This is a genomic window from Lactobacillus iners DSM 13335 (genome assembly GCF_000160875.1).
In the GTDB taxonomy this organism is placed as follows: domain Bacteria; phylum Bacillota; class Bacilli; order Lactobacillales; family Lactobacillaceae; genus Lactobacillus; species Lactobacillus iners.
Genome location: NZ_GG700801.1, coordinates 166,196 through 178,892 on the forward strand (window position 1 = coordinate 166,196; position 12,697 = coordinate 178,892).

Below are 12,697 nucleotides of genomic sequence, written 5' to 3' on the forward strand. Positions count from 1 at the left end.
GCTTCTCATATAAAAAACTAATACTTTGATATACAGATTTAACTTATGTTTATTTTTAAAAGCAATTGAAAAGAGTTAAAAGACATTTACTGTTTTTTAACTCTTTTTATCATATATTTATATGTTATCTATGGACTATATTTTTTTACCACAAGAATGATATCCATCCAACAATCCTAATTTGTTAAAGACAGCCTGCTTATAAGCAATTTCTGCGTTCCACTCTGTTACTTCCAAAATCATAGCAGCTCTATGCAAATCATTAGTAGTAATTAATACGCCGTGACTATCTAGCAAAAGAAAATTATCAATTTGATTTGGTCTATTTAATAATTCTTCTCTAACTGTATCAGCCAATTCTTTAGTACAAGCTGGGCTATAATGTAAGCACTTAAGTTTTCCTAAAGGAACTTGCACATTAGTAATTTCAGTAACATTAGGCTCATCTAATCCACAAGTTGCCCAAAACATAGATTTTGGTGCATGTGAATGATATACAACAGTTATATTAGGATTAGCTTTATATGCTTCCTCATGTAAATTAATCTCTCTAGTTAATCTACCTACACCGTCTATTTTTTCTCCACTATCTAAGTCAACAACCAATATTTGGCTAGCTTCTAAATCACCAAACCATGCCTCTGACATCATAGTTGGGGTCATAATGATGTATGGATGATTAGCTTTAATACAAATATTGTCGTATATATAATCTTCCTTTGGAATTATTTTTTCAGAAATATTGCCCCCAGCAACATTAGTACGATTTCTATCGAAAAATAATTTTGCAATACGTGCTAAGTCTCTTCTTTCATCTTCAAATATAAATTTTTCAGTCATAATAGTATCCTTCTTAAAATTTATTGCTTTTATTAATCAGTCTTTTAATATCTACATATACTTTGATATATTTACTGTAGTTTGTGCTGATGCGAAACATCCAATTTATCATACATAAATTTATTTCCTTTAAATCTGATCAATGCTGATAAAAATATAACCAAAATAGATAAATATAAAACATGATTAAGTATGGCAATAATAAAAATAATGATATTCAACAGTAATAAAAAATTCCAAAATATCTTTTTTGTTTTCATTTTTCAATACCACTAATTAATGTCTTAATGCACTAAAATCCTTACCATCTATATCATGTAAACCTACAGATTTGTAATCTTCATTACTTCTCCTAAGGTTAGGTATCACATGTTTCTTATTACTCAAATCTTTACCATCTAATTCATGTAAATCAATGGATTTGTAGTCATCACTAATAACATTTTCAGAAGAAATTGTATTAGTTGTGTCACTTACCTCTTCAGTATCTAAGTTCATATGATATCTTTGACTAGGAAGTGGTGCCTTAGATACATATCTATACATCCAAATAAATAACAAAGTCCAAACAATAGCACCAATTATAGCCCACCATTTGCACGAAAATGCTTGCCCAAATAGCATTCTAAAATCAGGACCTTCAAATGAAGACCATGATATTTGAGTTCCTGCAGGTACTTTAACTGCATGTGTTGTTTGTGCCATTTTGGTGATCATTGGTGCGAAATAAGTTCCTCCGTATAGGAAGATAGGAGTAGTAATAATACCAAGCACTATCATTCTCAATAAATTTGCACCTGTTAATATTAATGCAGCTACACCAAAGGATAGATTTATAATTCCAGCAAAAGGTAAAACATTATTTTTAGGCAATATCATAGCAAAAATAAGTTCAATAGGTACTAGAATAATTAATGTTACCCAAAATTCACTTCTTCCAGCTAATACCGGCCAGTCAACTCCTATGTAAACTTCTCTATCTTTAAAGTGATTTTTCATAAATTTTCCCATAGAAGCTGCAATAGGATTCAATGCTTCCATAAAAAGTTTAGATATCATTGGGAATAGTGACATAGCTGCGGCTGCTTCAATTCCCAAAGTTAATGACTTAGATAATCCATATCCGGCTCCAAATCCAAGTAATAATCCAATAATGAAACCCATAGTATCATTTCTACCCCATATACCAAGTTTCTTTTGGATATGTTCTGCATCAAATGGTTTATTAAAAATTGGGAAGAAGTCTAAAATTCTATTTAAAGGCATTAAAATGACAGCAAATAATGTAATGAAATGTGGCACAGTAATTGCTTCCATTCCCGTCAAATCTTGAATATGTCTTTGGAAAACATCCCCAGCTTTTAATTCAAAAATAATCTGTAAGCCGGCTACTAAAAAGCCAAATAACATGCTATTAGTCATATAATAAACCAAAACATACGTAAAGATCTTATTCCAAACATTCCACATATCAACATTTAATGTTTTAGTCCAATTCAATGCCAACATAATAAAATTAATAACTAACAGCAATGGGAAAAACAAGAATGCTACCTTAGCTGTCCATGTAATAGCAGCTACACCTGTCCAACCTAAATCTGTAGCTGTTAAAGATACACTCAGAGCTTTTGACATTGCTTTACCAGCAGGTGTAATAATACTTGTCATATAATTCACAACAAGTGTCATGCCAGTAAATGCTACACCTAATGTCAAAGCAGCTACAAATGATTTTTTAAATTTTAATCCTGCAGCTAGTCCAATAATAAACATGATGAACGGTACAAATACATTGGAACCCAAGTTCAGTACCCATTGCACTACACTTTGTAAAACTTGCATTTTTCTCACCCTTTGTTATTAAATCAATCTCTTTAATCCCCAAATAATCTTTTTATAAGAATCTTCATCATTGTTACCAGTAAGGATATTAACACCATTAACATCGATTATGCCATTCTTACTGCATATATCCATTATCTCTTGCGTTGGTTTAGCTATCCAAACATAAATATCATACTGAGGTAAGATATCTGCTAACTGTTTAAAATCCGTAGCATTAACTTTAACACCTGTTATATTATGTTCTTCCAAAAAGCTCTTTATAATTCCAACAACATTTTCACTAGTAGCAACTCCACTACCACATGCAACAACAATACTTGCCATATCAATCATCTTCCATTCTAATTAAATTTTTCTTGCATAAATTCGAACATATCATCTACATTATTAATGCAAATTAATCGATCAACAAACGATTTATCTCTTAATAACTGCATAAATTTTTGTAACAATATAACTTGATGTGAGGAATCAGTAATGCCTAAAAAGAAAAAATATTCACATTGCATATCCTCATTGCTACCCATTTGTAACATATGAATAGGCTTATCATTTTTTACTACAGCAATGAATGCACGATTAACATTTACGGAATCAACATGTGGTAATGATATAGGTAGATATTTAGTCATTAACCCTGTTGGAAATTCTGCTTCACGTTCATTAAGAGCATCTACATATGTATCTTTAACATATCCGATACGCTTTAATTTCTCGCCAACTTGTTCAAATAATTCATGTCTATCAGCGACTTTTAAGTTCAAAAAAATGCAATCTTTTTGAATCATATTTTTATAGTCTATTGTTGTCATACTGATCTTCCCTTTCTTTGCAAACGCTTTCTTTATTCACTTTTAGTTTATCTACTTTTAAAGCTTGCTTATATATCAATTTATGTAATTTGAAAATATTTCATTTTTAGTGGTATTATAATGGATATTTGACCACTTTTTTGAATATGGAGATTATACACTATGAAATCTAGTCAGAGAATCAACAAGTTGATTGAAATTTTAAAAGACCATCCAACTATACACATTACTACTCTTCAAAAAAACACCAATACTCCTATCTCAACGTTAAGACGTGACCTTATGATCCTTGAGCAACAACATTTAATTAAGCGTGAAGCTGGAAAAATCATATTGTTAAAGCAAGAAAACATTGAATATGCATGGTTATATCGAGAAAACAAAAATACCCTTTTGAAGGATAAGCTATGTAAAACGGCTTCTAATTTAATCCAAAACAATAATGCAATTTTTATCGATTCATCTACTACATGCACTAAATTGGCAACATATTTAAACAATTTTAGCAATTTGAAAATTATTACCAATAATTTGATTGTCGCCAGCCAATTACAAAACCACATGAATTTTTCGGTTTTTATTAGTGGAGGCTTAATAAAACCTTATTCACAATCCGTATTAGATAATGAAGCTATACGATTTATTCATCAATTTAAAACTAAGTATGCATTTGTTTCATGCAGTACTATAGATTTATCTGGTTTATATATGGCAGATTTATTACAAGCACAAGTAAAACGTGAAGCCATCAAACAATCAGAAAAGACGGTAGCACTAATTGATTCATCTAAATTCAAAAATAATCAAGATTTTATAAAACTATGTGATTTAAGCGATATTGATATACTAATTACCGATAAAAAAATCACAGATACTAAATTTATCAATTTTTGTAAAGTACATAATATACAAATAATTAACTCATAAAACCTAAATAAAAAGTCTATCTCATGCATATGAAGTAATCAAAAAAAGTTAGATTTTTAGTCCTACTTTTTTGTGACACTACAGCATCAGGTAGACTTTTTTTATATCTTTTATTTTCTAGAAATCAAAATACAATATATCTTCTTATTCAACATCTATTGCTGGTTCATAAAAACCTGCAAATGTATATGTACCTTTATCATAAAGAAACTTAACAAAACTACAACAACTAAAATGCGGAATATTAGAATTATATAGTTTAGAAAACATAGCAATAATATCACCATGTGCTACAATCAAAATATTTTGTCCATCCTCAGTCTCTTTCTGAACTTGTTTGAGACCATTAACCATTCTTTCTACAACATGATCATCACGTTCCATAGATGGTGCATCCAATTTATCACCATTCCAAGGCAAAGTATACTCGTCAGCACCTTCAAATATACCATAATCTTTTTCACAAAAATCCTTTAATCTAGTGTATGGCATTTTGTGGTCCGTAATTAATTCTAATGTATCACTAGCACGTTCCTGCGTAGAACAGTAAGCAGCATCAAAATGTATATTTTGCTTTCTAAAATAATCTCCAGCAGCCTTAGCCTGTCTAATACCTAAGGCGGTTAATCTCGAATCACATGAACCTTGTGTTTTGTGATGAAAGTTAAAAAATGTCTGTCCATGACGTACTATATACAATGTTTTTACCATAACTTACTCCATATATTATAAACTTAACAGATGTGTAATTTTTTTGCCAATCGTTCAACTTTATTTCCTATAACTTTTTGGGCTAGCTTTAATTTAAATGTGATATAAAAATAAAACAGCCCGCCTATAATACTTCCACCAGTAGCTAATATCAATGCATTAATTCTATGTTCGGGATTTAATAATTTGCCTGCTATCACAACAAATATCAAAGAAAGCATAAACATCATTAACGATATTATTAGTATGGCAATAAATATTTTTTTTGTTCGTTTGTAATTATACTTATATTTTATACGCAAGTGCATCAAAGCAAAAGATATCGTGAAAATGAGTCCGATAATTGTGGAAATCAAAGGACCATATACTTGGAAAAGTTTGATTGCCGGCCATTGAAAGATACTCTTGATAATTATTCCAATAAGTAAATATTTAATAGCTAAACCATTTTCAGATAGTCCTTGCAAAATCGCCATTAAAATAGTAAATGCACCTAAAAACATTGCTGCTATGCCAGATAAAAATAAAATATTCGCACCTAAAGGATCAGCTCCATAAAAGATTGTATAAACTGGCACTGAAACAGCTGCCATTCCTAATGATGCAGGTATCATGAAAAATAAAAATAATTCTAAAGTATTTTCTATTTGTCTGGAAATATCTTTATAATCTTTTTTGGCGTGAGCACCAGAGAGTAATGGTATCGCCGTCATCGCCATTGCTGTCGCTAAAGATACGATAACCATAATCAACTTGTTAGCATTTAAGCCAAATAAAGCATACCAGCTTTCAATCTGATCATAGGAAACATGCACCAAGTTATTCATAATCGGATGAAAAGTATATTGATCCATTAACTGAAAAAATGTAATACCAGAATCAATAATGATAAAAGGTACCGATTGGCCGATAATTTCCTTAAAAAGACTTTGAGTAGAAACTTCAATTTCATTATTAGAAGATAAGATTAATTTATCATCATTACTCTTTCTTTTAAGTAAAAACAAAACTAAGAGAGCAATGCCAAAAAATGCACCGACAGCTGCTGCTAAATTAGATTGAATAACAGCTGTTAAATAACTTCCATGTTGAACTTGCATAATCAGATATGCAGTAAATAACATCCATGCAACACGAGCAATTTGTTCTACAAGTTGGGAAAGTGCGGATGGCATCATATCATTGTAGCCTTGAAAATATCCTCGCATAATACTCAAAATTGGAATAATCAATACGGCTAAAGCTAAACTATGTAATACTGGAATCTGTCTTGAATCATTACCTGCTAAAATTGGTGAAGCTATAGTCATAACAAATGCAGATACAACTCCAAAGATCATCATCAAAAATAAGCCATGCTTGAATAGTTTGCGTCCAATACCATATTCATTTATGGCATTATATTTAGCAACTTGTTTTGCTACTGCACCTGGTATACCAGCGGTAGAGATTATCAAAAATAAGCTATATATATTATAACTTTTAGCTGTTAACGCATTGGCTACATTACCATGTGCTCCCATCCATGCATACCATGGAATAATATAAATCGCACCTAATACACGTGAAAAAATTGAACCTAGCGTCATCCAAGCGGAACCTTTTAGCAAAGAAATGCGTGAATTTTCTGTTTGTTGATTGTTATTATTCATTTAAATTTCCTAAGTAAAATATTATTTAGCTACAATATTGATAATTTTATTGGGAACAATGATAATTTTTCGTATTTCTTTATCTGCTAAAAACTTTTGAACATGCTGATCAGCTAAAGCCTGCTTTTCTAATTCTTCTTTTGCAGTATCCACTTTTACCTTAATTTTTCCACGCAATTTTCCATTAATTTGAATCATCACTTCAACTACTGATTCAATCAATTTACTTTCATCATAACTAGGCCATTTAACGTATGATATTGATTCATCATGACCTAATATTTGCCAAATTTCTTCCATCATGTGTGGTGCAACTGGGGCTAACAATTGAACAAAACCTTCAGCATAAGCACGCGGAATAGAGGTTGCCTTTTGAGCCTCATTGACAAACACCATCATTTGCGAAATTGCAGTATTAAAGTGTAGTGCTTCAAAATCTTCTGTAACTTTCTTGACAGTTTGATTGTAAACTTTATCCAGTTGACCGTCATTTTCTTCTACAATTTTGTCACTTACTACAGCCTTAACATCCAAATCATTAACCATTAAACGCCAAACACGATCAAGGAATTTTTTAATCGATGCTGGACCATTATCATCCCAATCAATCGATGCATCAAGTGGTCCCATAAACATCTCGTAAGTTCTTAAACTATCTGCTCCATATTCTTCAACGATATCATCAGGATTTACTACATTGCCTCTAGACTTAGACATTTTTTCATGATCCTTAAGAATCAAACCTTGATTATATAATTTTTGGAATGGTTCTTTAGTAGGCACAACCCCTAAATCATAGAGCACCTTATGCCAAAATCTAGCATACAATAAATGTCTTACAGCATGTTCAGCTCCACCTACATACATATTAACTGGAAGCCATTTCTTGAATAAATCATATTCACCTAATTTTTCAGTATTATGAGGATCAATATAACGTAAGTAATACCAAGAAGAACCAGCCCAATTAGGCATAGTGTTAGTTTCACGTTTACCTTTACGTCCATTTTCATCAACAACATTAATCCAATCTGTCAAATTAGCTAATGGACTTTCAGGTGTGCCTGAAGGCTTAATATTGGTTGTATGTGGCAAGATTAATGGTAATTGGTCTTCAGGAACTAATGTAGTTTCACCATCTTCCCAATGAATTATAGGTATAGGTTCTCCCCAATAACGTTGTCTTGAAAAATCCCAATCACGCAATTTATAATTGACTGTTCTTTTACCAAGCTTATGTTCCTCTAACCATTCAATTATTTTATTTTTGGCTTCTTCATTGTGTAATCCATCAATAAAATCAGAAGCTACATGCTCACCATCGCCAACAAAGGCTGCTTGAGTGACATCGCCGCCCTTAATAACTTCTTTAATTGGCAAAGAGAATTTGCTGGCAAAAGCATAATCACGATCATCATGTGCAGGTACTGCCATCACTGCACCAGTACCATAGCTTGCTAAAACGTAATCAGATATCCAAATAGGTACTCTGTCACCATTAATTGGATTAATAGCATATGCTCCAGTGAAAACACCTGTTTTATCTTTATTTAGATCAGTTCTTTCCAAATCAGATTTTGATTCTATTTTTTTGATATAAGCTTCTACATCCGCTTGATGTTCTTCTGTAGTTATTTTTTTAACTAATTCATTTTCTGGTGCCAAAACAGTATAACTAACACCAAACAATGTATCTGGTCTAGTAGTAAAAACATCAAAAGTCAAATTAGTATTTTCAACTTGAAAAGTAATTTGGGCACCATATGATCTACCAATCCAATTGCGTTGCATTTCTTTGATTGGTTCAGGCCAATCTAAATCATCTAAATCTTCCAATAATCTATCTGCATAAGCTGTCATTTTTAACATCCACTGACGCATATTGCGACGATAAACAGGAAAACCTCCACGCTCTGTTTTACCATCAATTACTTCTTCATTTGCTACAACTGTACCCAGATCTGGTGACCAATTAACAGGAACTTCAGCCTCATAAGCTAATCCCATTTTATACATTTGTTCAAATACCCACTGTGTCCATTTATAATAAGCAGGATCACTAGTATTTACCTCACGATCCCAATCGTAAGAAAATCCAAGTTGGGTTAGTTGATTTTTAAAATTAGCTATATTTTCCTTAGTAACATCCATAGGATCTCTACCAGTTTTTATTGCATATTGCTCAGTTGGTAACCCGAAAGCATCCCAACCCATTGGATGTAAAACATTATATCCTTGTGCCCTTTTCATACGAGCTAAAATATCGGTAGCAGTATATCCTTCTGGATGCCCTACATGAAGACCCTTAGCGGATGGAAATGGAAACATATCTAAAGCATAGTAATTTTTCTTATTTGGATCTGTTCCTGTCTTGAATGTTTTATGTTCTGACCAATATTGATGCCATTTTCTTTCAACAACTTTGTGATTATACATTTTTTCCTCCTAAAATAAAAAACGTCCTATGAAAGTAAATCATAGGACGAAATTGAATCGCGGTACCACCTAAGTTCCATGCATAACATGACCCTTGTCGCACGTTATCGCTGTGCCAACGTAGAGTTTGCTACGGAGTAAGTTCAATGAATTACATTAGGATATCACACCAATAATCCCTCTCTGAAAATGCAGGTTCATTTACTAATCTCAACTCTTTTTTTATCTATAATGATTATAATTTACCACAAAAAAGAAATTTTACAAGGTAATTTATACCATCATATTACTTTTTAATTCTCTTTTCTTTATACAAATGATTCAGTAAAAAAGAAACGACAATTAAAACTAATGCTACCCAATAACCAGATTTTAATGCATTAATAAGCACCATTCTTAATTGTGGAACAAATTTTGGATCTAACTGAGATAATTTAGCAGAAGCAACAATTTTATTCATCATATTTTGTGTTAACTGCGGATGTTTTTGTAATCCTGCCATAATTGAAGTATTAAATACAACACCAAAGAGTGAAACCATCATTGTTTGACCCAAAAATTTCAACAATGTATTAAATGCTGTTGCAACCCCTATATCTTTTGGAGAAACAATCAATTGTGATTTCATTAATGCCACTGTGATAATGATTCCAAAACCGATGCCATTAACAGCTGCCAAAACGCAAAATACCCAAAGCGGTGTATATATTGGTACTAATAAAAGACATATATCTGCCAATAATAATACTGCTAAAAAGACATCAAATAGCTTTTTGGTACCATAACGAAACATTAATGTTCCTGAAATGAAGGAACCAACAATCCATAATAAAGAACTTGGTGTGACTGCAAAACCAGCCATTGATGAACTAACACCATTAATTCCCTGCATCCAAGTCGGAATATAAAATTCAAAGCCAATAACAACTCCTGAAATTAATAGAGTAATTAAACTATGACAGATAAATTCCTTATTTTTGATAATAGACAAAGGGATAATTGGATCTTTAGCCTTTTTTTCTACACTAAAGAATAATACAAAGCTAAATATGCTAATAACTAATAAAGCGATAGTCAACAACAAAGTTCCGGGCTGATCCAGAAATTGCAAAAATAACATCAACGATAATAAAAATACGATTAAAATTGCTGATCCTGCATAATCTAGCGATACTATTTTATTGACCTTTTTCTCAATAAAATATACCTGTACCATAATCAATGCTGCAATACCTATCGGAACATTAATATAAAATATCCAATGCCACGATAAATGTTGTACAATAAATCCACCCAATAAAGGTGCTAATATAGCTGCTACACCCCAAAAGCCGCAATTTAATCCTAATATTTTAGATCTCTTATCAATTGGATATAAATCAGCTAACATCGTAATTGCAACAGGTTGAATAGCACCAGATCCTAAGCCTTGAATTGTTCTAAAGATAATTAATTGAAACATATTTTGTGCTAAGCCACATAACGACGAACCTATCACAAAAATTAATATTCCAAATAAGAACACGGGCTTTCGACCGAAACTATCTGCTAATTTTCCATAAATTGGTGTAGTTACTGCTGTCATTAATAAAAATATTGATACAACCCAACTCATAATCTCCAAACCATTAAGATCTGAAACAATAGTTGGCATTGCTGTTGAAACAATGGTTCCTTCTATGGCAGTCATAAAAGTGGTAAGAAAAATAGCACAGGTGATGATTTTTATATTTGTATGACGGACTTTATTCATGATTTTTCACATAATCTAATAATTCACTGACCTTATCGGTATGCTCCCAAGGTAAATCAATATCAGTTCTACCAAAATGCCCATAAGCTGCAGTTTGCTTATATATAGGACGATTTAAATCTAACATTTTTATAATCCCAGCTGGACGCAAATCAAATATCTCACGCACAGCTTGTACTAATAGTGATTCATCAACTACACCTGTACCCGCAGTATCAATCATGATTGATACTGGATGTGCTACACCGATTGCATAGGCTAACTGAATCTCGCAACGATAAGCTAACCCTGCTGCAACAATATTTTTAGCTACATAACGTGCTGCATAACTTGCACTACGATCAACTTTAGTTAAATCTTTACCTGAAAAGGCACCTCCACCATGTCTTGCATAGCCACCGTAAGTATCTACAATAATTTTTCGACCAGTTAATCCTGAGTCACCTTTAGGTCCACCAATAACAAATCTCCCGGAAGGATTAATTAGATATTTTGTATTTTCATCAAGATAGCGTTCTGGTATAACCTTTTTAATCACATCATTAATTATACTATTTTGAATTTCATCATTTGATACTACATCATCTGTTTGTGTTGAAACAACAATAGTATCAATACGTTTAGGCTTATTATCCTTATCATATTCAACAGTTACTTGAGCTTTTGCATCAGGTCTTAACCAAGGTAAAGTACCATTTTTTCGTAAATCAGCAGTTTTTCTCATAATCTTATGTGCTAAGGATATAGGTAAAGGCATAAGTTCAGGTGTTTCCTTAATGGCAAATCCAAACATTAAGCCTTGATCTCCAGCACCAATTTGATTAAGACGATCATCGCCTTTATTACCACTTCTAACCTCTAAGGAGTTATCTACTCCTCCAGCGATATCAGATGATTGTTCATCAATATCAACCAAAATTGCACAATTAGAAGCATCGAAGCCTAATTCTGGTCGGTTATAACCTATTTCATTAATTGTCTTTCTGACTATAGATTGAATATCAACATATGCTAATGTAGATATTTCTCCTACAACTAAAACCAATCCTGTAGTTACCGTAGTTTCACAAGCAACACGACCATTAGGATCTTTAGCTAAAATTGCATCCAAAATTGCATCTGAAATTTGATCAGCAATTTTATCTGGATGACCCTCAGAAACTGATTCTGACGTAAATAAATGTTTCTCTTGCTTCATAATAGAAGTCCCCCTTTAAAAAATCGGTTACAAGGCATCTTCGAATTTCGAATCCTCTCGGGACCTTAACCGTAATACAATAATAAATATTAAAAAAGACTACCATTTGGTAGTCTCCTATGGAGGATACAGGGCTCGAACCTGTGACCTCCTGCTTGTAAGGCAGATGCTCTCCCAGCTGAGCTAATCCTCCAAAATGACCCGTACGAGATTCGAACTCATGATACCGCCGTGAAAGGGCGATGTCTTAACCACTTGACCAACGGGTCATATAAATTATCCCTAACATAGCTTCGATGATAACATTGCCCACAAAGCTATGCAAGCGATATTTATAACTAGTTAAAAACTTAAAAAGTCCCTAACTACGGAGTGTGAGAGATTCGAACTCTCGATACAGGTAATGCCCGTATACATGATTTCCAATCATGCTCCTTCGGCCTCTCGGACAACACTCCACTATTAATGTTAAATTAATAGTCTTTCAATAAATCCAAACGGATTATACTGAAAAATTAAAAGA

General features: G+C 32.4%; 10 protein-coding genes, 3 tRNA genes and 1 riboswitch. Of the genes, 1 reads left to right on the forward strand and 12 read right to left on the reverse strand.

Annotated elements, in window-relative coordinates; genetic code table 11:
• Positions 1–135 precede the first annotated feature (135 nt).
• The 4 genes from HMPREF0520_RS00785 to HMPREF0520_RS00805 form a co-directional block, all read right to left on the reverse strand.
• Positions 136–840, reverse strand: coding sequence for a class II aldolase/adducin family protein (locus HMPREF0520_RS00785; RefSeq protein WP_006728994.1), 705 nt, complete (start codon positions 838–840; stop codon positions 136–138).
• 276 nt (positions 841–1,116) lie between these two features.
• A complete protein-coding gene (locus HMPREF0520_RS00795; RefSeq protein ID WP_006728996.1) occupies positions 1,117–2,682 on the reverse strand; it encodes a PTS galactitol transporter subunit IIC in 1,566 nt (521 codons plus the stop codon).
• An 18-nt stretch (positions 2,683–2,700) separates the two neighbouring features.
• Positions 2,701–3,009: a PTS sugar transporter subunit IIB gene (locus HMPREF0520_RS00800; protein ID WP_006731507.1), complete on the reverse strand. Its 309-nt coding sequence runs from the start codon at positions 3,007–3,009 to the stop codon at positions 2,701–2,703.
• Between the two features lie 17 nt (positions 3,010–3,026).
• Complete coding sequence (locus tag HMPREF0520_RS00805) at positions 3,027–3,497, reverse strand: PTS sugar transporter subunit IIA (protein ID WP_006728998.1); 471 nt, start codon at positions 3,495–3,497, stop codon at positions 3,027–3,029.
• 162 nt (positions 3,498–3,659) lie between these two features.
• Here HMPREF0520_RS00805 and HMPREF0520_RS00810 point away from each other — a divergent pair, with 162 nt between their 5' ends.
• Positions 3,660–4,424: a DeoR/GlpR family DNA-binding transcription regulator gene (locus tag HMPREF0520_RS00810; RefSeq protein WP_006728999.1), complete on the forward strand. Its 765-nt coding sequence runs from the start codon at positions 3,660–3,662 to the stop codon at positions 4,422–4,424.
• A gap of 144 nt (positions 4,425–4,568) precedes the next feature.
• On the opposite strand, the gene HMPREF0520_RS00815 is transcribed toward HMPREF0520_RS00810, so the two are convergent.
• From HMPREF0520_RS00815 to HMPREF0520_RS06325, 8 genes are all read right to left on the reverse strand, one after another.
• Positions 4,569–5,135, reverse strand: a complete 567-nt coding sequence (locus tag HMPREF0520_RS00815) for a histidine phosphatase family protein (RefSeq protein WP_006729000.1) — start codon at positions 5,133–5,135, stop codon at positions 4,569–4,571.
• 23 nt (positions 5,136–5,158) lie between these two features.
• The gene (locus HMPREF0520_RS00820) at positions 5,159–6,787 is read right to left on the reverse strand and encodes a putative polysaccharide biosynthesis protein (RefSeq protein WP_006729001.1); all 1,629 of its coding nucleotides are present in this window, start codon (positions 6,785–6,787) and stop codon (positions 5,159–5,161) included.
• A gap of 21 nt (positions 6,788–6,808) precedes the next feature.
• Positions 6,809–9,223 (reverse strand): leucine--tRNA ligase, encoded by a 2,415-nt coding sequence (gene leuS / locus HMPREF0520_RS00825; RefSeq protein WP_006729002.1) that lies wholly within the window; start codon positions 9,221–9,223, stop codon positions 6,809–6,811.
• Between the two features lie 286 nt (positions 9,224–9,509).
• Positions 9,510–10,976 carry an MDR family MFS transporter gene (locus tag HMPREF0520_RS00830; RefSeq protein ID WP_006729003.1) on the reverse strand — a complete coding sequence of 489 codons (1,467 nt, stop codon included), beginning with the start codon at positions 10,974–10,976 and terminating at the stop codon, positions 9,510–9,512.
• Positions 10,969–12,174 carry a methionine adenosyltransferase gene (metK, locus tag HMPREF0520_RS00835; RefSeq protein ID WP_006729004.1) on the reverse strand — a complete coding sequence of 402 codons (1,206 nt, stop codon included), beginning with the start codon at positions 12,172–12,174 and terminating at the stop codon, positions 10,969–10,971. The genes HMPREF0520_RS00830 and metK overlap by 8 nt, the downstream gene beginning before the upstream one ends.
• Positions 12,172–12,248, reverse strand: a riboswitch (SMK box riboswitch). It overlaps the preceding gene by 3 nt.
• Positions 12,249–12,294: 46 nt before the next feature.
• A tRNA-Val gene (locus HMPREF0520_RS00840) sits at positions 12,295–12,367 on the reverse strand.
• 4 nt (positions 12,368–12,371) lie between these two features.
• A tRNA-Glu gene (locus HMPREF0520_RS00845) sits at positions 12,372–12,443 on the reverse strand.
• 99 nt (positions 12,444–12,542) lie between these two features.
• Positions 12,543–12,632, reverse strand: a tRNA-Ser gene (locus HMPREF0520_RS06325).
• Positions 12,633–12,697: the final 65 nt, after the last annotated feature.

Bases quoted from the DNA above. Each gene is read 5' to 3' on its own strand.
- HMPREF0520_RS00785 (WP_006728994.1), bottom strand. From the start codon at position 840: ATGACTGAAAAATTTATATTTGAAGATGAAAGAAGAGACTTAGCACGT.
- HMPREF0520_RS00795 (WP_006728996.1), bottom strand. From the start codon at position 2,682: ATGCAAGTTTTACAAAGTGTAGTGCAATGGGTACTGAACTTGGGTTCC.
- HMPREF0520_RS00800 (WP_006731507.1), bottom strand. From the start codon at position 3,009: ATGGCAAGTATTGTTGTTGCATGTGGTAGTGGAGTTGCTACTAGTGAA.
- HMPREF0520_RS00805 (WP_006728998.1), bottom strand. From the start codon at position 3,497: ATGACAACAATAGACTATAAAAATATGATTCAAAAAGATTGCATTTTT.
- HMPREF0520_RS00810 (WP_006728999.1), top strand. From the start codon at position 3,660: ATGAAATCTAGTCAGAGAATCAACAAGTTGATTGAAATTTTAAAAGAC.
- HMPREF0520_RS00815 (WP_006729000.1), bottom strand. From the start codon at position 5,135: ATGGTAAAAACATTGTATATAGTACGTCATGGACAGACATTTTTTAAC.
- HMPREF0520_RS00820 (WP_006729001.1), bottom strand. From the start codon at position 6,787: ATGAATAATAACAATCAACAAACAGAAAATTCACGCATTTCTTTGCTA.
- leuS (WP_006729002.1), bottom strand. From the start codon at position 9,223: ATGTATAATCACAAAGTTGTTGAAAGAAAATGGCATCAATATTGGTCA.
- HMPREF0520_RS00830 (WP_006729003.1), bottom strand. From the start codon at position 10,976: ATGAATAAAGTCCGTCATACAAATATAAAAATCATCACCTGTGCTATT.
- metK (WP_006729004.1), bottom strand. From the start codon at position 12,174: ATGAAGCAAGAGAAACATTTATTTACGTCAGAATCAGTTTCTGAGGGT.